We start from the raw sequence: 22,146 nt of genomic DNA on the forward strand, positions 1-22,146 counted from the left end.
CATCGCGCGCGCCGCAGGTTTTGCGCTGCACTATGGCATAATCGAGAACTATTTTCACCGTTTTGCGCTGCATGGCGCACCCTTTTGGCTCGCTCTTGAAACATGGCTCAAACGCTCTACGACAAACTCTGGGAATCGCACGTCGTGCATACCGAAGAGGACGGCACCGCCATTCTCTATATCGATCGTCATCTGGTGCATGAAGTCACCAGCCCTCAGGCATTCGAAGGTCTGAAACTGGCCGGACGCAAGCCGTGGCGCAATTCCGCCAATCTGGCGGTGGCCGACCACAACGTGCCGACCACGGACCGCGCCCAGGGCATCGCCGATCCGGTATCGCGCCTGCAGGTCGAGACGCTCGACGCCAATACCAAGGAATACGGGCTCACCTATTTCAGCATGCGCGACAAGCGCCAGGGCATCGTGCACGTGATTGGGCCGGAGCAGGGCGCCACCCTGCCGGGCATGACGGTCGTGTGCGGCGACTCGCACACTTCCACCCACGGCGCATTCGGCTGTCTGGCGCATGGCATCGGCACGTCCGAAGTGGAGCATGTTCTTGCGACACAGACGCTGCTGGCGAAGAAATCCAAGTCGATGCTGGTGCAGGTCGACGGCGCGCTGCCGATGGGCGTGACCGCCAAGGACATCGTGCTGGCCGTGATTGGCAGGATCGGCACCGCCGGCGGCACCGGATATGCAATCGAATTCGCTGGCTCTACCATCCGTGCGCTGTCGATGGAAGGTCGCATGACGATCTGTAACATGGCGATCGAAGCGGGCGCGCGCGCCGGCATGGTGGCGGTGGACGACACCACGATCAACTATGTGAAAGGCCGTCCGTTCTCGCCGGTCGGTCCTCACTGGGACCGCGCGGTGGAATTCTGGCGTACGCTGCATTCCGATGCAGGCGCGAAATTCGACATGGTCGTCACCTTGAACGCTGCCGAAATCAAGCCGCAAGTTACCTGGGGCACGTCGCCCGAGATGGTGGTCGCCGTCGATGACCGCGTGCCGGACCCGGACAAGGAAAAGGATGCCGTCAAGCGCGACGCGATGGAAAAGGCACTGGTCTACATGAACCTGAAGCCGAATACATCGATCTCCGACATCCGCATCGACAAGGTGTTCATCGGCTCGTGCACCAATTCGCGCATTGAAGACTTGCGTGCCGCCGCCGCCGTCGTGCGCGGCAAGTACCGCGCATCGAACGTGAAGCTGGCGCTGGTGGTGCCGGGCTCCGGCCTCGTGAAGGAACAGGCTGAGCGCGAAGGGCTGGACAAGATCTTCAAGGAAGCCGGTTTCGAATGGCGCGAACCGGGCTGTTCGATGTGCTTGGCGATGAATGCCGACCGGTTGGAGCCGGGCGAGCGTTGCGCATCGACGTCCAACCGCAATTTCGAAGGGCGCCAGGGGCAGGGCGGCCGTACTCACCTGGTGTCGCCGGCAATGGCGGCCGCCGCAGGCATTGCCGGGCACTTCGTCGACGTGCGCGCGCTGCGCTAGCGGCATTTAGGGAGGCAAATAAAAATGAAAAATCTGTTCGCTCTGCTGTTTTCCTCGCTCATTCTGTTGGGATGCAACACGGTGGAAGGCATCGGCAAGGATGTGAAGCGCGCCGGCGAAGTCGTCGAGAGCGCAGCGAGAAAATAAGGAAATGCAAGGCGCCTGCCGCTGCGGCAGGCGCCCAGTGAGATCAAGACCATGGATAAATTTATCGTACACGAAGGATTGGTTGCGCCGCTCGATCGTGCCAATGTCGACACCGACGCCATCATCCCGAAGCAGTTTCTGAAATCGATCCAACGTACCGGCTTCGGCCCGAACCTGTTCGACGAATGGCGTTACCTCGACCACGGCGAGCCGGGCATGGATAATTCCAAGCGCCCGTTGAATCCCGACTTCGTGCTGAACCAGTCGCGCTATCAGGGCGCATCCATCCTGTTGACCCGCAAGAATTTCGGGTGCGGCTCTTCGCGCGAGCATGCGCCCTGGGCGCTGCAGCAATACGGCTTCCGCGCCATCATCGCGCCGAGCTTCGCCGACATCTTCTTCAACAACTGCTTCAAGAATGGCGTGCTGCCGATCGTATTGTCGGAAACGCAGGTCGACCAGCTGTTCAACGAAGTCAAGGCATTCCCCGGCTATCGCCTGGTGGTTGACCTGGAAAAGCAGGTGGTCAGCACGACCAACGGCAGCGCCGTGTATCCGTTTGAGGTGGACGCGTTCCGCAAGTACTGCCTGTTGAATGGCCTGGACGATATCGGCCTGACGCTGCGCCACGCCGACAAGATACGTGCATTCGAAGAGCGCCATCTCGCTGCAAAGCCCTGGCTTGCAAATACGATTTAATAAATAGATAGCCAAGAAGACCAAATGAAAATCGCAAATCTGCCGGGCGACGGCATCGGCCCCGAAATCATCGAGCAGGCGACACGCGTGCTGAACGCGCTCGATGAAAAATTTGAAATGGAAAGCGCGCCGGTGGGCGGCGCCGGCTACGAGGCGCACGGCCATCCGCTGCCGGAAGGTACCTTGAAACTTGCCAAGGAAGCCGATGCGGTGCTGTTTGGTGCGGTCGGCGATTGGAAATACGACAAGCTGGAGCGCGCGCTGCGTCCGGAGCAGGCGATTCTCGGTCTGCGCAAGAACCTGAACCTGTTTGCCAACCTGCGTCCGGCCATCCTGTACCCGGAACTGGCCGGAGCGTCGACGCTCAAACCGGAAGTCGTGTCGGGCCTCGATATCCTGATTATCCGCGAACTGACCGGCGACATTTATTTTGGTCAGCCGCGTGGTGTGCGCGAGTGCCCCGACGGCCCGTTTAAAGGCGAACGCGAAGGCTTCGATACGATGCGCTATGCGGAAACCGAAATCCGCCGCATCGCGCATGTGGCGTTTCAGGCGGCGCGCAAGCGTGGCAAGCGCCTGACCAGCGTCGATAAGGCGAATGTGCTGGAAACCTTCCAGTTCTGGAAAGACATCGTGACCGACGTGCACAAAGAATACCCGGATGTGCAGCTCGACCACATGTACGTAGACAATGCGGCGATGCAGTTGGTGCGTGCACCGAAGAAGTTTGACGTGATCGTCACCGGTAACATGTTCGGCGACATCCTGTCCGATGCCGCTGCCATGTTGACTGGTTCCATCGGCATGCTGCCGTCGGCGTCGCTGGATGCGAACCACAAGGGCTTGTACGAGCCGTCGCACGGTTCTGCGCCCGACATTGCAGGCAAGGGCATCGCCAATCCGCTGGCGACAATCCTGTCGGCCGCGATGATGCTGCGCTATTCATTGAACAAGGCCGAACAGGCCGACCGCATCGAGAATGCGGTCAAGAAGGTGCTCGCGCAGGGCCTGCGTACGCCGGACATCTACGAAGAGGGCACGACCAAGGTCGGAACGAAGGAAATGGGCGACGCCGTGGTGAAGGCACTCGCGCAGTGAGCAGAGTTTTTTGAAGTGTATTGAGGGAGAAAATCGTGAAGTTAGTCGGTCTGGTGGGTTGGCGCGGTATGGTGGGCTCGGTCCTGATGCAGCGCATGCAGGAAGAGGGCGATTTCGCTCATATCGAGCCGGTGTTCTTTTCGACGTCCAACGCAGGCGGCAAGGCTCCTGCAATGGCGAAAAACGAGACCGCGCTGAAAGACGCCAACAATATTGATGAGCTCAAGAAGTGCGACATCATCATTACCTGCCAGGGCGGCGACTACACCACCGAGATTTTCCCGCAGCTGCGCGCAGCCGGTTGGAATGGCTACTGGATCGATGCGGCTTCCACGCTGCGCATGAAGGATGACGCCATCATCGTGCTCGATCCGGTCAACCTGAACGTGATCAAGGACGCGCTGTCGCGTGGCGTGAAAAATTACATCGGAGGCAACTGCACCGTATCGTGCATGTTGATGGGCCTGGGCGGCCTGTTCCAGCACGATCTGGTCGAATGGATGACGTCCATGACCTACCAGGCGGCTTCCGGCGGCGGCGCGCAACACATGCGCGAATTGCTGACCCAGTTCGGATCGATCAATGCCGAAGTCAAGGCGCTGCTGGATGATCCTGCTTCCGCAATCCTGGAAATCGATCGCAAGGTGCTGGCCAAGCAGCATGCGCTTACGGCCGATGAGACCAAGAATTTCGGCGTGCCCCTCGGCGGCAACCTGATTCCATGGATCGACAAGGACCTCGGCAACGGCGTATCGCGCGAAGAGTGGAAGGCCGGCGCGGAAACCAACAAGATTCTTGGCCGTGGCGAGGCGTTCGGTGCAGCGGCGAAGTCGGCCATCCCGGTCGATGGCTTGTGCGTGCGCATTGGCGCCATGCGCTGCCATTCGCAAGCGCTGACGATCAAGCTGAAGAAGGACGTGCCGCTGGACGAGATCGAAGGCATCATCGCCGCGACCAATCAGTGGGCGAAAGTTGTCCCGAACAATCGCGAGGCATCGATGAAGGACCTGACCCCGGCGGCTGTCACCGGCAGCCTGAACATCCCGGTCGGTCGCCTGCGCAAGATGCAGATGGGCGGCGAGTATCTGTCGGCATTCACTGTCGGCGATCAGTTGCTATGGGGCGCTGCCGAACCGCTGCGCCGCATGCTGCGCATCGTGCTGGACGCCTGATCAGAAGCTTGGGAAAGTAGGGCGCTGGGGCCTGCCTGCAGTCGGTTCGACAGGAACCGGTTGCAGGCAGGCCCCAATTACGTTGTCAACGCGCAACATTGACTTTGTATGATTTTCCAGCGCAGTCCTGTGTCTAATAAGGCCCGGCGCCTAGTACAACTTAGCAAGTTGGTTACACTTGCACGCCTAAGTCCATGATGATATGGTGAAAGTTCCCCAAAACAATGATAAATTGGCGCGGTAATTGTGCCTCCACCAGATACGCAAACGGAATGCCTCCTATGCCATCAAACATGCATGCAACCACACGCCAGAAGTTCGGCTCGCTCAATTTGAAGACGATCAGTGCCGCAGTTGCTTCGGCCCTGCTGTTCTCCAATGCGTATGCCGCAGGCATGGGAAAGCTGACAGTCTTGTCGTCGCTTGGACAGCCTTTGCGCGCCGAAATCGAGCTTAGCACCGTGGCCAAGGACGAGGCCGGCGCACTGGTCGCGAAACTGGCATCTCCGGAAGCCTTTCGCCAGGCTGGCGTCGACTACAATTCGGCCTTGTCGTCATTGCGTTTCTCCGTGGAGCAACGCGGCGGACGCCAATTCGTTTATGTCACGTCGACCCAACCCCTGAACGAGCCCTTCGTCGACATGTTGCTGGAGCTGGGCGGCCCGAATGGACGCCTGGTACGCGAATACACCTTCCTGCTGGACCCGCCGGACATGCGTGCAGCACAACCGGCACAGGTGGCGCCCGCGCCGCGTGCCGAGCAGGCTCGCGCCAATCCGCCGCAACCCGCTGTCACGCAGCCCCCGGCTGCGCCCGCAGAGAAGCCGGTAGCATCCAAGCCGCAAACAGCCAAAGCAGTCAAGCCGGCGCCGCAGGAGAGCAGGGAGGCGGGAGCCGCCGAATACCAAGTCAAGAACGGCGACACTCTGGCCAAGATCGCTAGCCAGTACAAGAGCGGCGGTGTGTCGCTCGACCAGATGCTGGTCGCACTGTACCAGGCCAACCCCGACGCATTCGCCGGCAACAACATGAATCGCCTTAAGGCAGGGCAGATATTGACCGTGCCAAGCGCTGATGAAGCACAGCGAGTCGGTAAATCCGAAGCACGCGGCATCGTCGTGGCGCAATCGGCGGATTTCCATAATTACCGCAGCAAGCTGGCAGGACAGGTCGCTACGGCGGCACCGCAGAAATCCGGCGAAACCAAACAGAGCGCTAGTGGCAAGATTACTGCCAAGGTCGAAGAAAAGCCGACGCCCGCCAGCGAATCGAAGGATAAGTTGAAGTTGTCCAACTCGGCGACGTCTCCCGCTCCGGACAAGGCAGCCGGCGCTGCATCGGCCGAAGACAAGATTGCCAAGGAAAAGGCGGCTGCCGAAGCGAGTGCCCGCATCAAGGAGCTCGAGAAGAACGTAACCGACCTGCAGAAAGTCCTGGAGGTCAAGAACAAGGGGCTGGCCGAACAGCAGAAGCAGGCCGAGGCGGCAAAGTCAGAAGCCAAGCCTGCCGCACCAGCCGCATCCACTCCGGCCGTTGCGGCACCGAACGACGGCAAACAGGAACAACCAAAGACCGAGACGCAGACAGCGCCTGCCGCCGCATCGGCGCCGAACGCAGCATCGCCGTCTGCGTCTGCTCCGGAGGCCTCTGCACCGGCCGCATCCGCACCTGCGGCAAGCGCACCAGTGGTGAAAAAACCGAAGGCGGTTGCGCCGCCACCGCCACCGGCACCGGAGCCAAGCTTCTTCGACGGACTGCTCGACAATCCGTTGGTGCTACCGGGACTTGGCGCATTGCTCGTTGCCTTGGGCGGGCTCGGCATTTATAGCGCGCGCCGCAGGAAGAGCAAGCAGTTCGAGGACAGCATCATTACCGACTCCAGTCTGAAGGCCAATTCGCTGTTCGGTTCGACCGGTGGACAGAGCGTCGATACCAACAATAGCGTATTCAATTCCAGCTTTTCACCGTCGGCCAGTCAGCTCGATACCAATGAAGTTGATCCGGTGGCCGAGGCCGATGTGTATATCGCTTATGGTCGCGATGCGCAGGCCGAAGAGATTCTGAAGGAGGCGCTGCGCACGCAGCCAGACCGCCATTCGGTGCGTGTCAAACTGCTGGAGATTTACTCGAATCGCAAGGACTTGCGCGCATTCGAGGTGCTGGCAACCGAGTTGTACGGCCTGACCAAGGGCGAAGGCGACGAGTGGGCACAAGCCGCTTCCATGGGGGCGGCGATCGATCCGAACAATCCGCTGTATGCCGGCGGCAAGGTTACTGTAGAGTCCGATTCCGCGCCCGCTGCCGGCATGGTTGCACCAACCCAGCCGCTGGAAGATCAGGGCCTGGCCACGCTGTTAGCAACCACCCAGCCGGACGCGCCTAGCGAAGAAATAAGCTCGCTCGAAACGGATACCTCCTACTTCAACAATTCCGCGCTAGGGGCCGACGCGCCGCTTGAGCTCCCGCAGGAGACACCGGAGCCGGAACTGCCGACCGCGAAGGCGGATTCAAACGATCTTGACTTTGACTTGGACGGCTTGGATCTCGCGAAGGTCCCGAACACGATTCCGCATCCGGCGCCGGCCGAGCCTTCGGCCGATCTCGCGTCGATCGATTTCGACTTCCTCGACGAACCGGCCAAGCCGGTCGAAGCGGCCCCGGAGCCGGTGCCGCAATCTGAACCGGAATCGCTGGCCGACCTGCAACTCGATCCGATTCCGCCAATCGCTGATCTCGAGTTCCAGGCACAGGAGGAAGCCGCCGCGAAGGACGCGCCGCTGGAATTGCCTTCGGAAGAAAGCGCCGCGCTGGATATCGGCATTCCGAACTTGCCCGAAGTGCCGGCTGCTTCGCACGCGCAGGCGGAACCGGAGTCTCCTGCCGAGCCCGAGTCGCTGGATTTCGACCTGTCCGGGATTAATCTCGACCTGAATCCAGGTGAATCGAATGCCGCGCCCGAGCTCGCCATGGAGTCGTTCGACGAACTGCCGTCGCTGGATCTGAATACGACGTCGGTCGACGCCGAGATGGCGACCAAGCTGGATCTGGCGATTGCCTATCGCGAGATCGGCGACAAGGAAGGCGCGCGCGAACTGCTGGACGAAGTCATGAAAGGCGGTTCGCCCGAGCAGAGCGAAAAGGCGAAATCGCTGTTGCTGGAACTCGCATAGTCCGGACACTCAACCATAAACGGGCGCGACGCAATGCGGGCGCCCGTTTTGTTTTTTACGAATTCATAGCGGAGCCGACTTGAAACGCATTGTGCTCGGAGTCCAATACGACGGAACACCATGGCGCGGATGGCAGACCCAGCCGGGTGGAGGAACCGTGCAGGACACGCTGCAAGGCGCGCTCAGGAAGTTCACCCTGACCGACATCGCCACCACATGCGCCGGACGCACCGACGCGGGCGTTCACGCTCTCGAGCAGGTGGTGCACTTCGATACCGGACTCGATCGCGAACTGTTTTCCTGGGTGCGTGGGGTCAATGCATTCTTGCCACCTTCTATTGCGGTGCGATGGGCCTGCGAAGTGCCGCACGGTACTCCGGATGATTTTCACGCGCGTTTTTCCGCGGTTGCGCGCACCTATCATTATGTGATCTACAACCATCCGGTGCGCTCGCCTCTGCTGGCGGGCAAGGCCGGATGGGTGTTCCGTCCGCTGCGGGTCGAGCCGATGCGTGAAGCAGCGCGACACTTGCTGGGCACCCATGACTTTTCGTCATTTCGCGCGGCTGAATGCCAAGCCAAATCGCCGGTCAAAACCATGCATGACATCCGCATTGAACGTCAGGGTGACATTGTTGTCGTTACTTTGCGCGCCAATGCATTCCTGCACCACATGGTGCGCAATATCGTCGGCTCGCTGATCGTGATCGGCAACGGCAACCAGGCCCCGTTGTGGATGAAAGAGATACTCGAGTGCCGCGACCGCAGTCGCGCGGCGCCGACTTTCATGCCCGACGGCCTGTATCTGGCCCGGATCGATTACGATGCAAAATGGGCCCTGCCGCACGACGCCGTCAATCCGTTGCCATGGGCTTCAACCACGCTCCCGGCCCACGCCTGAGGCGCCGCAATTCAATTTGAGCAACCTTGATGAATTCCCGCACCCGAATCAAAATTTGCGGCTTGAGCCGCGTCGAGGATGTCCAGACCGCCGTTGAAGCCGGTGCCGACGCGATCGGCCTCGTGTTTTATGCAAAAAGTCCACGCTATGTGGAGCCTGATGCGGCTTCGCGCCTGATTGCGGCGCTTCCGCCATTTGTCACGGTCGTTGGCCTCTTCGTGAATGCCACGCCACGGCAAGTGCAGGAAATTGTTGCCCACGCTCCCGTTTCCCTGCTGCAGTTTCACGGCGACGAGACAGTTGACCAATGTTGCGAAGCGGCCCGATCGGTAAATCGGCCGTTTACCCGCGCGTTCCGCGTTTCGGCCGATATGAGGGGCGCCGATTTGCTAAAATACGAGCAAAATTATCGTGACGCCAGCAACTTGTTCAGCGGATTGCTGCTCGATGCATTCGTGGATGGTTATGGCGGCGGTGGAAAGGTTTTCGATTGGTCTCTCATTCCAAAAGAGCTCGCGCCTCGGGTCGTTTTAAGTGGTGGCTTGAGCGTGCAAAACGTAACTGAGGCGGTCCGGCAGGTGCGCCCGTATGCAGTCGATGTCAGCAGTGGCGTCGAAATGGCCAAGGGCATCAAGAATCCCGCCCGGATCGCCGAGTTCATCCGCGCAGTACGTCAGGCGGATTCATCACTGGATGAATAGAAGAGAACGATCATGAAAGAACTGAACCCGCTCGAGAACTACGCCGAGCGTCAATCTGTGCAGAACACGGCAATTCAGCAAGCCGCGCGCTACAACCTCCCGGATTCGAGGGGGCATTTCGGCCCATATGGCGGCAGCTTTGTTTCTGAAACGCTAACCCACGCGCTGACTCAGCTGAAGGAAGGCTATGCGCACTACCGCAATGATCCGGACTTCCTCGCTGAATTCGACAACGAGCTGAAGCATTTCGTCGGTCGCCCCAGCCCGATTTATCACGCCAAGCGCTGGTCGGAAATGATGGGCGGCGCACAAATCTATTTCAAGCGCGAAGACCTCAACCATACCGGCGCGCACAAGATCAATAACGTGATCGGCCAAGCTTTGCTCGCCAAGCGCATGGGCAAGCCGCGCGTGATCGCCGAAACCGGCGCCGGCCAGCACGGCGTGGCGACTGCCACGATCTGCGCGCGCTTCGGACTCGAATGCGTGGTCTACATGGGGGCCGAGGACGTCAAGCGCCAGGTGCAGAACGTGTACCGGATGGAGCTGTTGGGCGCCCGGGTGGTACCGGTCGAGTCCGGCTCGAAGACGCTGAAGGATGCATTGAACGAAGCGATGCGCGACTGGGTCACCAATGTCGAAAATACCTTCTACATCATCGGCACCGTGGCCGGTCCGCATCCTTATCCGATGATGGTGCGCGATTTCCAGTCGGTGATCGGCAAGGAGTGCCTGGTCCAGATGCCGGAAATGGCGGGGCGACAGCCGGATTATGTGGTCGCCTGCATCGGCGGCGGTTCGAACGCGATGGGCATTTTTTATCCGTACATCGATTACAAGGACGTGCAGCTGGTCGGCGTCGAGGCCGCAGGCGAGGGGCTGGAAACCGGCCGGCATTCGGCTTCGCTGATTGCCGGCTCACCGGGCGTCTTGCATGGCAACCGCACTTATCTGCTGCAGAATGAAGACGGACAGATCATCGAAACGCATTCGGTGTCGGCAGGCCTGGATTATCCGGGCGTCGGCCCCGAGCATGCATACCTGAAGGATTCCGGGCGAGCGCAATACGTATCGATCACGGATGACGAAGCGATTGAGGCATTCCACAATTGCTGCCGCATCGAAGGCATCATTCCGGCGTTGGAATCCAGTCATGCGCTGGCCTATGCAGCCAAGTTCGCGGCAACTCTGCCGAAAGACAAGATCGTCCTGGCGAATTTGTCCGGACGTGGCGACAAGGATATGCATACCGTGGCCGAGCGTATGAAGAAACAGTTCTGAGCCTAGACGGCCGCATACAACACGTTACAAGCAGGTGCCGTTCCGGTGGAGGCCGGAGCGGCGCAAAGAAAGCGAATCCAAGGCGAACCGCCCATGTCCCGAATCCAATCCGCATTGTCTGCCCTGGCAGAGAAAAACAAAAAAGGCCTGATCCCGTTCATTACTGCAGGCGATCCCGATCCCGAATTGACCGTACCGTTGATGCATGCGCTGGTAGCAGGCGGTGCCGACATCATCGAACTCGGCGTGCCGTTCTCGGACCCGATGGCAGATGGCCCGGTGATTCAACGTGCATCCGAACGGGCGTTGGCCAATGGCGTTGGGATGTGCCATGTTCTTCAGTTCGTGCGCGAATTCCGCAGCACAAACCAGACCACGCCGGTTGTCCTGATGGGCTACGCTAACCCGATCGAACACATGGGGGCGGATGCATTCATCGCTGCGGCGAAACAGGCGGGCGTCGATGGCGTGCTGGTGGTGGACTATCCGCCGGAAGAGTGCGAAGAGTTTGCAGCACGCATGAAGGAAAACGGATTGGATCCGATTTTCCTTTTGGCGCCGACTTCAACCGACGAGCGCATCGAGCAGGTTGGAAAAATTGCAAGTGGCTATGTGTATTACGTGTCCCTGAAAGGGGTGACCGGTTCGGGTCATCTGGATCTGGATGCCGTGGCACAGAAAATTCCGGCGATCAAGAAGCATGTGCAAGTCCCCGTCGGAGTCGGCTTTGGTATTCGCGACGCGGCAACGGCGAAAGCGATTGGATCGGTTTCCGATGCAGTGGTGATCGGCAGCCGTATCATCCAGGAACTGGAAAATACGCCGCGCGAACACGCGGGGGAAGCAGTACGCGCTTTCATTTCCGGAATCCGCAAGGCGCTGGACGAATAATTGACTAATATGAAGCTGCGCCGTCGCAACGCATTATTGGCGTAAGGCAAGGCGAGCTGTACAATGCGGCAACCAAAAAAGTGAGAAGAGGTCACGATGAGCTGGCTTGAAAAACTGCTTCCCCCGCGCATCCAGCGTTCCGAGTCGGCGCAGCGCAAATCCGTGCCCGAAGGGCTCTGGGTCAAATGCCCGTCCTGCGAGGCCGTACTTTACCGTACGGACCTGGAGTCCAATCTCCATGTCTGCCCGAAATGCGATCATCACATGCGCATCCGTGCGCGCGAGCGTTTGGATGCGCTGCTCGATGCCGGCGGGCGCTACGAGATCGGACAGGAAGTGCTGCCGGTCGATTCGCTGAAATTCAAGGACAGCAAAAAATATCCGGATCGCCTGAAGGATGCGCTGGAAGGAACCGGCGAAACCGATGCAATGGTAGTCATGGGCGGCGCGATCATGACGCTGCCAGTCGTCGTGGCCTGCTTTGAATATGAATTCATCGGCGGCTCGATGGGCTCGGTAGTGGGCGAGCGCTTCGTGCGCGGCGCGCAGGCGGCGCTCGAGCAAAAAGTGCCGTTCATCTGCGTCACGGCCACCGGCGGCGCCCGCATGCAGGAAGGCTTGCTGTCGCTGATGCAGATGGCGAAAACTACTGCGATGCTGACCAAGCTGTCCGAGAAAAAGCTGCCGTTCATCTCGGTGCTGACCGACCCGACCATGGGCGGCGTGTCCGCTTCGTTCGCCTTCATGGGCGATGTCGTGATCGCGGAGCCGAAGGCGCTGATCGGCTTTGCCGGCCCGCGCGTGATCGAGAACACGGTGCGCGAGAAACTGCCGGAAGGCTTCCAGCGCGCGGAATTCCTGGTGCAAAAAGGCGCCGTCGACATGATCGTCGACCGCCGCAAGATGCGCGAGGAAATCGCCCGCTTGCTCGCATTGTTGCAGAACCAGCCGGCCGAAGTGCTGGCCTGATTCTCCCGCCGTGCAAACATGGCCCGGACTATCCCAGGTCCGGGCTTTTTAGTTTTTAGCGTAGGTTTTCAGTCATGCAGAATCTTCCCACCACCTTGGCCGACTGGCTTTCCACTCTTGAAACCATGCATCCGAAGGCCATCGACATGGGCCTCGATCGCGTCAGGCAGGTCAAGGACAGACTGGATATCCATTTTGATTGTCCGGTCATCACGGTAGGGGGCACCAACGGCAAGGGGTCGACCTGCGCGATGCTGGAGTCGATCCTGATGCAGGCGGGCTACCGGGTCGGACTCTACACTTCGCCGCACTTGATCGACTTCAACGAGCGCGCACGTGTCAACGGCGAGATTGCATCGGACGAGGCGCTGATGGCGCAATTCGCGGCGGTTGAAGCCGCGCGTGGCGATATATCGCTGACTTATTTTGAGTTCACTACGCTGGCCATCCTGCGCCTGTTCGCGCAATCGCCGCTCGACGCGGTGATCCTGGAAGTCGGACTCGGCGGCCGGCTGGATGCGGTCAACGTGATCGATCCCGATGTCGCGATTGTGACCAGCGTCGATATCGACCATACCGAATATCTGGGCGATACGCGCGAGCAGATCGGCTTTGAAAAGGCCGGTATCTTCCGTCCGGGAAAAGCGGCGATTTGCGGCGATCCGGTGCCGCCCAAGTCTCTGGTCGACCATGCCGCCGCCATCGGCGCGGATCTCTGGCTGTTCGGGCGCGACTACAACTATTCCGGCGATAAGCAGCAATGGAATTTCGGCGGGCGTTCACAGCGTCGCAACTCGCTCGGGTATCCCAGCCTGCGCGGCGCCAATCAGTTGTTGAACGCGTCCGCCGCATTGGCCGCATTGGAAGCCTTGCGCAACCGGCTGCCGGTCGGTGCGCAAGAGGTGCGTAACGGCCTCGTGATGGTTGAACTGCCGGGACGCTTCCAGGTGCTGCCGGGACGTCCCAGCGTGATTCTCGATGTGGCGCACAATCCGCATGCGGCGGCCACGCTGGCGCAGAATCTCGACAACATGGGGTTTCATCGATACACCTACGCGGTATTCGGCGCCATGCATGACAAGGATATCGACGGCGTGATCGAGCAGTTGAAAGACCGCGTGGATCATTGGTACGTCACCGATCTACCGCTGCCGCGCGCGGCGACCGCCGAGCAGCTCAGGCAGCGTTTGCTGGGTGCTGGCGTTGTTCCGAGTACTGCCAGCGGTGCCGAAAAGACAATTGAGACCTTTTCATCACCGGCTGCGGCGTTTGCAAGCGCTCGGAGCAGGGCGGGCGAGAATGATAGAATTGCGGTTTTCGGATCTTTCCTGACTGTCGCTGGCGTGATGGAATTCAGGCGATCCGAGGGGCAGTCGGGAAAAGCGTGACAGTTTTTCAAGGCGGCTTTTGAATCTCATTGATGGACTATATTTTTATCGCATGAGCTTGTTCTCGTTCCTTCGCAAAAACAAGCAAGAGTCAGCTTCCGACGACAGCACCTTTTATTCGCGTGCCGAGGAAGAGTCGAACAAGATCCGCAGCCGCGGCAAGCGCGGTCAGACCACTCCAAGCAAGCGTTCCGAACAGGCAGATCCGGTTTTGCCGGAAAAGAAACGCGCGCGCCGCCGCCTGGTCGGCGCAATCGCGCTGGTACTGGCAGCCGTGATCGGTTTGCCAATGATCCTCGATTCCGAACCGAAGCCGGTAGCAGACGATATTTCGATCCAGATCCCATCCAGGGACAAGGCCGTGCCGGCTGCATCCGCCGGACAGACGGCCGCTGCGGTGGCTGTCGAGAAGGTTGCCGCCTCAGCTTCGCTCGACCCCAAGGAAGAGGAAGTGATCGATCCACCTTCTGCGGATGCAGCACCGCAAAAGCCTGATATGACTGAGGCTGCAGCCAAGCCCGCTGCCGCAAACAAGGTGGCGGCAGTGAACGCGCACCCGAAGGATGAGCCAGGCCAGGCAGAAGTCCCCAAGGCCAAGACGGCCGACAAGCCGCATGCGATGCCGCTGCCGGTTGCGAAAGCCGATGCGAAAATGGAAAGCAAGTCGACTGAAAAGAAGTCCGACGACTCGGCGCGCGTACAAGCTCTGCTGGATGGGAAACCGGATCCTAAGGCTGCAGAAAAAAAAGCGGGAAAATTTGTAATCCAGGTGGCGGCACTTGCGACCAAAGATAAAGTCGATGAACTGCAAACCAGGTTAAAAGGCGCCGGCATCAAGTCGTACACGCAAAAAGTGGCAACTTCGTCGGGTGACCGCATTCGCATTCGCGTCGGCCCGTTCACCAGCAGGGAAGAAGCGGACAAGATGCGCGCCAAGATCGTGAAGCTGGGACTGAACGGCACTGTCGTGCCGGCTTGATAATCCCTGACTGCCGTGACCATTTTCGACTACCTGGTGCTGTTCGTGCTGATCTGTTCGGTTGTCATCAGCATCTTGCGCGGACTGGTCAAGGAGATATTGTCGCTGCTCGGCTGGGTGGTGTCGTTCGTGGTCGCAAACGCGTATGGAGACGATCTCGCGAAACTATTGCCGGAGGTTATTCCCGGTGCGGTAACGCGCTTGATCGTTGCGTTCATCGTGTTGTTTATCGGCGTAAGATTGCTGATGAAATTGCTGACCATGGCCATCGAGGCGGCGATCAAGGCGAGCGGACTAACGCTGGCCGACCGCGGTCTGGGCGGATTGTTCGGTCTGGCGCGCGGTTTGGTGATCGTGCTGGCCGCCGTTCTATTGTGCGGCATGACGGCGGTTCCGCAACAGCCATTCTGGAAAGGCGCGGTATTGAGCCCGCTGGCGGAAACCGCGGCGCGCACCGTCAAGCCATTCCTGCCGGGCGATTTCGCCCGGTATGTACAGTTTTAGCTGCGGTCGCAATTGGCACTGCCTGCTTGTCTCGCCAGTCGGCCCGTGCATAAACAAGGTTTTGAGTTTTCGTTGAGGAGTCCACCATGTGTGGCATAGTTGGCGTTGTTTCCCATGGCCCCGTTAATCAGCTGATCTATGATGCGCTGTTGCTGTTGCAGCATCGCGGACAGGATGCGGCGGGCATTGCTACCAACCACGGCAATATGTTTTCCATGCACAAGGCGAATGGCCTGGTGCGCGACGTATTCCGCACTCGTAACATGCGTTCGCTGCCGGGTAATGCCGGTATCGGCCAGGTGCGCTATCCAACCGCCGGCTCCGACAGTGAAGCGGAGGCACAACCGTTCTACGTCAATGCGCCGTTCGGCATCATCCTCGCTCACAACGGCAATCTGACCAACTGGGAACAGCTCAAGAGCGAGATGTTCAAGAACGATCGCCGGCACATCAATACCGATTCAGATTCGGAAGTGCTGCTGAACGTGCTGGCGCATGAAATCCAGCAGGCTACTACCGGCTACTCGCTCGATCCGTCGGCATTGTTCAAAGCGGTCTCGGCGCTGCACAAGCGCGTGCGCGGCTCCTATGCGGTCGTGGCGCAAATCGCCGGCTACGGCCTGCTCGCATTCCGCGACCCGTACGGCATCCGCCCGTTGTGCATCGGTTTCAATGAAACCGATGCCGGACCAGAATACATGCTGGCGAGCGAATCGGTTGCGCTCGAAGGACTGGGCTTCCGCTTCCTGCGTGATGTGGTGCCTGGCGAAGCGATCTTCATCGACCTCGACGGCAAGCTCTACAACCAGCAATGTGCGGATAACCCGCTGCTGAGCCCGTGCGCATTCGAATTCGTCTATCTTGCGCGCCCAGACTCCGTGATCGACGGCGCATCCGTGTATGCGACACGCCTGAAAATGGGCGAATACCTGGCAGAGAAGATCAAGCGCCAACTCTCCACGGGAGACATCGACGTGGTGATGCCGATTCCCGACTCGTCGCGCCCCGCCGCGATGGAGCTCGCGCTGAAGCTCAATCTGGAATACCGCGAGGGCTTGATCAAGAACCGCTACATTGGCCGCACTTTCATCATGCCGGGCCAGGCGCAGCGCAAGAAATCGGTGCGCCAGAAGCTCAACACCATCAGCAGCGAATTCAAGGGCAAGAGCGTGCTGCTGGTGGACGACTCCATCGTGCGCGGCACCACCAGTCGTGAGATCGTGCAGATGGCGCGCGACGCCGGCGCGAAGCGCGTGATTTTCGCCTCGGCGGCGCCGCCCGTGAAGTATCCGAACGTGTACGGTATCGACATGCCGACGCGTAACGAACTGATCGCGCACGGCCGCAGCGACGAGGAAGTCTGTCGCGAGATTACCGCCGATGCGCTGGTGTATCAGGATATCGATGCGCTCAAACGTTCGATCTCGGACGTCAATCCCTTGCTCAAGAAGTTTGAGGCATCCTGCTTTGATGGCGTCTATGTAACCGGCGATATTTCGCGCGACTACCTCGACCGAGTCGAGCACGTGCGTAACAATCCGAAACCGGTCAGCGAAGATGCGGTGCGCTCGCAACTAAATCTGAATCTGGCCCGGGCCGACTGATCGCCTGCCGTGGCAATACCCAAGCCCGTTGCCTATTCAGGCGCGGGCTTTTTCATTGCCAGACTGTGCGGATGCCTGAATCTTTTGTATTCCCCGCATTTTGCGCTACGATAGGATTTGCGCCGATTTGCATCTGCTTGCGGGCGCCAGGGTGCAGTCCCACAACAAATGCCGCTAAAAGGGAAACAAATTCATTAACCCGTTTAGCGCAAGCTGAACGGGTTTTTTATTCATCATGACTGACTCAAAGAAATACGGTTTCACCACCACCATCCTGCACAGCGACCGGCAAAAGCCGATCGAGCATGGCTCCTTGCACAAGCCGATCCACATTTCCGTCACCTTCGGGTATCGCGATGCGCGCGAACTGGCTTCCGTCTTTCAGGGCAAGCAGCCCGGCTACCGCTATGGGCGCCAAGGGAATCCGACCGTGTCGGCGCTGGAAGACAAGGTCACGAAGATGGAGCAGGGACTGGCGACCATCTGCTTTTCCACGGGGATGGCGGCGATCGGCGCTCTGGTGCAGGGGCTGTTGCGCAAGGGCGACCATGTGGTGTCGTCCTCGTTCTTGTTCGGAAATACCAACAGCCTGTGGCAAACAGCAAATGCGCTAGGCATTGACGTATCAATGGTCGATGCGACCGATGTGAAAAACGTCGAAGCCGCATTGACACCGGCCACGCGCTTGGTATTTGTCGAAACCATTGCCAATCCGCGTACGCAGGTGGCCGATTTGAAACGCATCGGACAGTTGTGCCGTGACCGCGGCATTCTTTACGTGGTCGACAACACGATGACCTCGCCCTATCTGTTCCGCCCCAGGATGGTCGGTGCCAGCCTGGTGGTCAATGCGTTGACCAAGTCGATCGGAGGTCATGGCAATGCACTGGGCGGCAGCCTCACCGATACCGGCCTATACGACTGGAACAAGTTCCCGAATATCTACGACAGCTACAAGCGGTACGCGTCTTCGCAGTGGGGCATGGCGCAAATCCGCGCAAAAAGCCTGCGCGACTTCGGCGGTACCTTGGGGCCGGAAGCGGCACATCACATCGCGGTGGGAGCCGAAACCATGGCGTTGCGCATGGAGCGCGAATGTGCCAACGCGCTGGCGCTTGCGCAGATGCTGGAGGCCGACGAACGCGTGGCTGCCGTTTACTATCCCGGATTGCCGTCGCATCCGCAGCATAAACTCGCCAAGGAATTATTCGGCGCATTCGGCAGCCTGTTCAGTTTCGAGTTGAACGACAAAATCGATTGCTTCGATTATCTGAATCGCCTGAAGCTTGCTATCCCGGCGAGCAATCTCGGTGACACCCGCACCTTGGTCATTCCGGTGGCGCACACCATCTTCTACGAAATGGGGGCGGATCGCCGCGCCAGCATGGGGATTGCCGAATCGCTTATCCGCGTGTCGGTGGGTATCGAAGATACGGCAGATTTGCTTGAGGATTTTCAGCAAGCGCTCGCCGTTTAAATGTGTTGCTGTACTGAAATTTCCTAATAAAAACAATTCGCTGCGGAAATTGGAATGTGGCTAAAATACGCGGGTGATTGATCCCCAGTAAGGAGTGCGTATGGCACGGCCCGAGAAGGTCCGCCTCGGCGAAATTTTAGTGCAGCAAAAGTTGCTGTCTGAAGAGCAACTGCAGTTTTCCCTTGGCGAGCAAAAGCGGACCGGCCGCAAACTCGGACGCGTGTTCATTGAAAACGGCTTCGTCACCGAAGAGCAGATTTCCGGCGCGCTTGCCAAGCAGCTCAGCATTCCTTACATTAACCTCAAGTTTTACAATGTCAATCCGGAAGTCGTTCGCCTGCTGCCGGAAACCCAGGCACGACGCTTTCGCGCCATCGCACTGGAAGACCGCGGAGCGACGCTACTGATCGGGCTGGCGGATCCCACCGATCTGTTCGCCTATGACGAGATATCCCGCTCGGTAAAGCGCAGTATCGATATCGCTGTCGTCAATGAAAGCGAACTGCTGCAGACGATCGACCGGCTGTATCGCCGTACCGAGGAAATCACCGACTTTGCACGCGAACTGGAGCAGGACCTTGGCGACACCTACGTCGACTTCGGCGGTTTGGGAGGCACGCCCGGCATTGAGGAAGCGCCGGTCGTCAAGCTGCTGCAATCCGTGTTTGACGACGCAACGCAAGTGCGCGCATCGGATATCCACATCGAGCCGCAGGAAGGCCGCCTGCAAATCCGCTTCCGCATTGACGGCGTGCTGCATCTGCAAACCGAGGCGGACATCAAGATTGCGCCGGCACTGGCGCTGCGCCTGAAGCTCATGTCCGGCCTTGATATCTCCGAAAAGCGCCTGCCGCAGGACGGCCGCTTCGCGATCAAGGTGAAGCAGAATCAGGTGGACGTGCGTATCTCGACCATGCCCACGCAATATGGCGAATCGGTCGTCATGCGTCTGCTGAATCAGAGCGGCGGCGCGCTCAAGCTCGATTCGATCGGCATGCCGCCCAACATGGTGAAGCGCTTTCGCGCCATCCTCCAGCGTCCGAACGGTCTGGTGCTCGTCACCGGCCCGACCGGCAGCGGTAAAACCACGACCTTGTATGGCGCGCTATCAGAACTGAATAGCACGGAACGAAAACTGATTACCGTCGAAGATCCGGTGGAATACCGGTTAGCCGGGATCAACCAGGTGCAGGTAAACGAGAAGATTGAACTGACGTTTGCCCGCGTGCTGCGTGCTGCGCTGCGCCAGGACCCGGATGTGGTGCTGGTGGGCGAGATGCGCGACCAGGAAACGGCGCAGATCGGCATGCGCGCCGCACTCACCGGTCACCTTGTGCTGTCGACGCTGCACACCAATGATGCTGTCAGCACGCCGGTGCGATTACTCGACATGGGAGTGCCCCGGTATATGGTGGCAACCTCACTGCAGGCAGTGCTGGCGCAGCGATTGGTCCGCGTGATTTGCGAAAGCTGCGCCGAGCCCTATGCCCTGAAGCCCACCGAGGCGGAGTGGCTGAAGTCGGAACTCGGTGACACGGTCAGCCAGCGCAAGTACATGCATGGACGAGGTTGCACTCATTGTAACGGCACTGGATTTCGCGGCCGCACCGGCGTCTATGAAATGCTGGAAATGACCGAGGCGGTCGCGGACGCCGCCAATCACCATGATCCCGCGCATTTCATGAAAATTGCTGAAGCGCAGATGGCTGGCCAAACCCTGCGACGGCATGCAGTCGCGCTAGTGGTAGCTGGCAGGACCACGGTCGACGAGGCCATGCGCGTCAGCAATCAGTTTGATGATTGACGCTGGTTCGATGAATCGCTTTCGCAGGAATTAACGTGCCATATTTCGCATACAAGGGACGCAACGCGCGCGGCGAACTGCTGCAAGGCGTGCTGGAAAGCGCCGACAGCGGCGGGGTGGCTGATCAACTGTTCAGCACTGGCGTGACGCCAATTGAAATCGTCGCGACCTCGAAGCCGAAGATGGACGGCGCGGATAACTGGTGGACGAAACTGACAGAGCCGAAAATCCGGCCAATCGACGTGCAGCTATTCAGCCGCCAACTCCACACGCTCCTGAAAGCCGGCGTTCCCATCATGCGCGGCTTAGGCGGACTGCAGGAGTCCGCCATCAACAAGTCCTTTGGAAGAGTGGTGAAGGACTTGCGCGAGTCGCTCGACGCCGGCCGCGAACTGTCGGCTGCGATGCGCCGCCATCCCGACGTGTTTGGTCCGTTTTACCTGAGCATGGTGCGTGTCGGCGAAACGACCGGACGCATGGACGAAATCTTCCTGCGTCTGTTCGATCAGCTCGAATTCGAGCGCGACATGCGCGAACGCGTCAAGACGGCGATGCGTTATCCGATGTTCGTCGTGATCGCAATGACAATTGCGATTGCGGTCATCAACTTGTTTGTCGTCCCGGCGTTCGCGAAGGTATACGCGGGTTTTAATGCCGAGCTCCCGTTGATGACCCGTGTATTGATTGCATCATCCAATTTCACGATCACGTACTGGCCGCTGATGCTCGCCGCAATTATCGGTGCGGCGTTTGGATTCCGGACCTACGTCGCGACGCCGAAGGGCCGGTTCCAGTGGGACAAGATCAAGCTGCGCCTTCCGATTGTTGGAAAGATCATGCTCAAGGCGGCGCTATCGCGCTTTGCGCGCAGCTTCGCGTTGTCCGCTAAGAGCGGCGTACCGATCGTGCAGGGGCTGAACGTCGTGGCGCAGACGGTCGACAATGCCTATATCGCCAGCCGCGTCGAGCAGATGCGCGACGGCGTGGAGCGCGGCGAAAGCATTCTGCGCACTGCGGTCGCCAGTGGGGTGTTTACCCCGGTTGTGTTGCAGATGGTCGCGATCGGCGAAGAAACTGGCGAAATCGACGATCTGATGGACGAGATCGGGGCCATGTATGAGCGGGAGGTTGATTACGAGCTGAAGACCCTGTCGTCGCAGATCGAGCCAATTCTGATCGTCGGCCTCGGTATTCTGGTGCTGATTCTCGCGCTCGGCGTGTTCCTGCCGATCTGGGATCTGGGCAAGGCGGCGATGCACAAGTGAGCCGACTTATGGATGCCCGGCGCGTGCGCCGCCACCAACACGGCTTTTCGCTGCTCGAACTGGTGGTGGCAATAAGCCTGATTGCGATTCTCGCGGCCGCCCTTCTGGAGCGGCTGCGGTTTTATCAGGAAGCGGCGGAAAAGGCTAATGTCGAGTACACCATCAGCGCCCTGAAAAGCGCATTACGCGTGCAGATGGCGGCCATGATGGTGGAGGGGCGGGTGCAGGACTACGACCAGCTTGAACATCAGAATCCGATCGACTGGCTGGACGAAAAGCCGCGCAATTTCTCGTTTGGTGTGCCTGCTGTCGTCGCCGCCTGCAAGGGGTGCTGGTCATACGATGCGGCCAGTCGCACACTCACCTATTGGCCCGCGCGTGGCGAATACCTGCAACCGGACAGCGGGGGGCAAAAGCGTATTCGCCTGCGGGTGAATACGCTACGTGATATCGCCAGCAACGATGTCGACGCGAGAGGGGGAAAGCCGATCATGCGTGTCGTCCTGGAAGTAGTCGAGCCTTATTCCTGGCTTCTTTGAAATTATTGCTGATGAGCAACGTGGCGTGATATGCACAGCTGACGAAAAAAT

19 protein-coding genes are annotated in these 22,146 nt (G+C 59.3%); all 19 read left to right on the forward strand.

Annotation, left to right across the window (positions count from 1 at the left end; translation table 11 throughout):
* The first annotated feature begins 102 nt into the window (after window positions 1-102).
* Window positions 103-1,506: a 3-isopropylmalate dehydratase large subunit gene (gene leuC, locus TSA66_RS17885; protein WP_040040930.1), complete on the forward strand. Its 1,404-nt coding sequence runs from the start codon at window positions 103-105 to the stop codon at window positions 1,504-1,506.
* Between the two features lie 24 nt (window positions 1,507-1,530).
* Window positions 1,531-1,653 carry an entericidin A/B family lipoprotein gene (locus TSA66_RS26345; protein ID WP_084199697.1) on the forward strand — a complete coding sequence of 41 codons (123 nt, stop codon included), beginning with the start codon at window positions 1,531-1,533 and terminating at the stop codon, window positions 1,651-1,653.
* A 51-nt stretch (window positions 1,654-1,704) separates the two neighbouring features.
* Complete coding sequence (gene leuD, locus TSA66_RS17890) at window positions 1,705-2,352, forward strand: 3-isopropylmalate dehydratase small subunit (RefSeq protein ID WP_040040931.1); 648 nt, start codon at window positions 1,705-1,707, stop codon at window positions 2,350-2,352.
* 24 nt (window positions 2,353-2,376) lie between these two features.
* The gene (gene leuB, locus TSA66_RS17895; RefSeq protein ID WP_040040932.1) at window positions 2,377-3,450 is read left to right on the forward strand and encodes a 3-isopropylmalate dehydrogenase; all 1,074 of its coding nucleotides are present in this window, start codon (window positions 2,377-2,379) and stop codon (window positions 3,448-3,450) included.
* A 35-nt stretch (window positions 3,451-3,485) separates the two neighbouring features.
* Complete coding sequence (gene asd, locus TSA66_RS17900) at window positions 3,486-4,622, forward strand: aspartate-semialdehyde dehydrogenase (RefSeq protein WP_084199699.1); 1,137 nt, start codon at window positions 3,486-3,488, stop codon at window positions 4,620-4,622.
* A gap of 293 nt (window positions 4,623-4,915) precedes the next feature.
* The gene (locus tag TSA66_RS17905; RefSeq protein WP_040040934.1) at window positions 4,916-7,792 is read left to right on the forward strand and encodes a FimV/HubP family polar landmark protein; all 2,877 of its coding nucleotides are present in this window, start codon (window positions 4,916-4,918) and stop codon (window positions 7,790-7,792) included.
* Window positions 7,793-7,871: 79 nt separating this feature from the next.
* Window positions 7,872-8,693, forward strand: coding sequence for a tRNA pseudouridine(38-40) synthase TruA (truA, locus tag TSA66_RS17910; RefSeq protein ID WP_084199701.1), 822 nt, complete (start codon window positions 7,872-7,874; stop codon window positions 8,691-8,693).
* 29 nt (window positions 8,694-8,722) lie between these two features.
* Window positions 8,723-9,394, forward strand: a complete 672-nt coding sequence (locus tag TSA66_RS17915) for a phosphoribosylanthranilate isomerase (protein WP_040040936.1) — start codon at window positions 8,723-8,725, stop codon at window positions 9,392-9,394.
* A gap of 12 nt (window positions 9,395-9,406) precedes the next feature.
* Window positions 9,407-10,675: a tryptophan synthase subunit beta gene (gene trpB / locus TSA66_RS17920; RefSeq protein WP_040040937.1), complete on the forward strand. Its 1,269-nt coding sequence runs from the start codon at window positions 9,407-9,409 to the stop codon at window positions 10,673-10,675.
* Window positions 10,676-10,768: 93 nt separating this feature from the next.
* On the forward strand, window positions 10,769-11,566 hold the full coding sequence (gene trpA, locus TSA66_RS17925; protein WP_040040938.1) for a tryptophan synthase subunit alpha: 798 nt from the start codon (window positions 10,769-10,771) through the stop codon (window positions 11,564-11,566).
* Window positions 11,567-11,662: 96 nt separating this feature from the next.
* Complete coding sequence (gene accD, locus TSA66_RS17930; RefSeq protein WP_040040939.1) at window positions 11,663-12,535, forward strand: acetyl-CoA carboxylase, carboxyltransferase subunit beta; 873 nt, start codon at window positions 11,663-11,665, stop codon at window positions 12,533-12,535.
* 74 nt (window positions 12,536-12,609) lie between these two features.
* The gene (gene folC / locus TSA66_RS17935; protein ID WP_040040940.1) at window positions 12,610-13,923 is read left to right on the forward strand and encodes a bifunctional tetrahydrofolate synthase/dihydrofolate synthase; all 1,314 of its coding nucleotides are present in this window, start codon (window positions 12,610-12,612) and stop codon (window positions 13,921-13,923) included.
* Between the two features lie 52 nt (window positions 13,924-13,975).
* Window positions 13,976-14,902, forward strand: a complete 927-nt coding sequence (locus TSA66_RS17940) for an SPOR domain-containing protein (RefSeq protein WP_040042733.1) — start codon at window positions 13,976-13,978, stop codon at window positions 14,900-14,902.
* A 15-nt stretch (window positions 14,903-14,917) separates the two neighbouring features.
* Window positions 14,918-15,406, forward strand: a complete 489-nt coding sequence (locus TSA66_RS17945; protein ID WP_040040941.1) for a CvpA family protein — start codon at window positions 14,918-14,920, stop codon at window positions 15,404-15,406.
* An 86-nt stretch (window positions 15,407-15,492) separates the two neighbouring features.
* Window positions 15,493-17,010, forward strand: a complete 1,518-nt coding sequence (purF, locus tag TSA66_RS17950) for an amidophosphoribosyltransferase (RefSeq protein ID WP_040040942.1) — start codon at window positions 15,493-15,495, stop codon at window positions 17,008-17,010.
* 235 nt (window positions 17,011-17,245) lie between these two features.
* Entirely contained in the window at window positions 17,246-18,487 is a 1,242-nt protein-coding gene (locus tag TSA66_RS17955) for a cystathionine gamma-synthase family protein (RefSeq protein ID WP_040040943.1), read from the forward strand.
* 100 nt (window positions 18,488-18,587) lie between these two features.
* Entirely contained in the window at window positions 18,588-20,291 is a 1,704-nt protein-coding gene (locus tag TSA66_RS17960) for a GspE/PulE family protein (RefSeq protein ID WP_040040944.1), read from the forward strand.
* Between the two features lie 35 nt (window positions 20,292-20,326).
* Window positions 20,327-21,556: a type II secretion system F family protein gene (locus TSA66_RS17965; RefSeq protein ID WP_040040945.1), complete on the forward strand. Its 1,230-nt coding sequence runs from the start codon at window positions 20,327-20,329 to the stop codon at window positions 21,554-21,556.
* Window positions 21,553-22,095, forward strand: coding sequence for a prepilin-type N-terminal cleavage/methylation domain-containing protein (locus tag TSA66_RS17970; protein ID WP_157691724.1), 543 nt, complete (start codon window positions 21,553-21,555; stop codon window positions 22,093-22,095). Before TSA66_RS17965 ends, TSA66_RS17970 begins: the two co-directional genes overlap by 4 nt.
* Window positions 22,096-22,146 lie beyond the last annotated feature (51 nt).

Origin of the sequence: Noviherbaspirillum autotrophicum (assembly GCF_000818395.1) — a bacterium.
Lineage (GTDB): Bacteria > Pseudomonadota > Gammaproteobacteria > Burkholderiales > Burkholderiaceae_D > Noviherbaspirillum > Noviherbaspirillum autotrophicum.

Excerpts from the sequence above, each read along its gene's own strand:
- leuD (WP_040040931.1), top strand. The coding sequence starts at position 1,705 with ATGGATAAATTTATCGTACACGAAGGATTGGTTGCGCCGCTCGATCGT.
- purF (WP_040040942.1), top strand. The coding sequence starts at position 15,493 with ATGTGTGGCATAGTTGGCGTTGTTTCCCATGGCCCCGTTAATCAGCTG.
- TSA66_RS17940 (WP_040042733.1), top strand. The coding sequence starts at position 13,976 with ATGAGCTTGTTCTCGTTCCTTCGCAAAAACAAGCAAGAGTCAGCTTCC.
- leuC (WP_040040930.1), top strand. The coding sequence starts at position 103 with ATGGCTCAAACGCTCTACGACAAACTCTGGGAATCGCACGTCGTGCAT.
- accD (WP_040040939.1), top strand. The coding sequence starts at position 11,663 with ATGAGCTGGCTTGAAAAACTGCTTCCCCCGCGCATCCAGCGTTCCGAG.
- trpA (WP_040040938.1), top strand. The coding sequence starts at position 10,769 with ATGTCCCGAATCCAATCCGCATTGTCTGCCCTGGCAGAGAAAAACAAA.
- folC (WP_040040940.1), top strand. The coding sequence starts at position 12,610 with ATGCAGAATCTTCCCACCACCTTGGCCGACTGGCTTTCCACTCTTGAA.
- TSA66_RS17960 (WP_040040944.1), top strand. The coding sequence starts at position 18,588 with ATGGCACGGCCCGAGAAGGTCCGCCTCGGCGAAATTTTAGTGCAGCAA.
- TSA66_RS17905 (WP_040040934.1), top strand. The coding sequence starts at position 4,916 with ATGCATGCAACCACACGCCAGAAGTTCGGCTCGCTCAATTTGAAGACG.
- TSA66_RS17915 (WP_040040936.1), top strand. The coding sequence starts at position 8,723 with ATGAATTCCCGCACCCGAATCAAAATTTGCGGCTTGAGCCGCGTCGAG.
- TSA66_RS26345 (WP_084199697.1), top strand. The coding sequence starts at position 1,531 with ATGAAAAATCTGTTCGCTCTGCTGTTTTCCTCGCTCATTCTGTTGGGA.
- trpB (WP_040040937.1), top strand. The coding sequence starts at position 9,407 with ATGAAAGAACTGAACCCGCTCGAGAACTACGCCGAGCGTCAATCTGTG.
- TSA66_RS17955 (WP_040040943.1), top strand. The coding sequence starts at position 17,246 with ATGACTGACTCAAAGAAATACGGTTTCACCACCACCATCCTGCACAGC.
- leuB (WP_040040932.1), top strand. The coding sequence starts at position 2,377 with ATGAAAATCGCAAATCTGCCGGGCGACGGCATCGGCCCCGAAATCATC.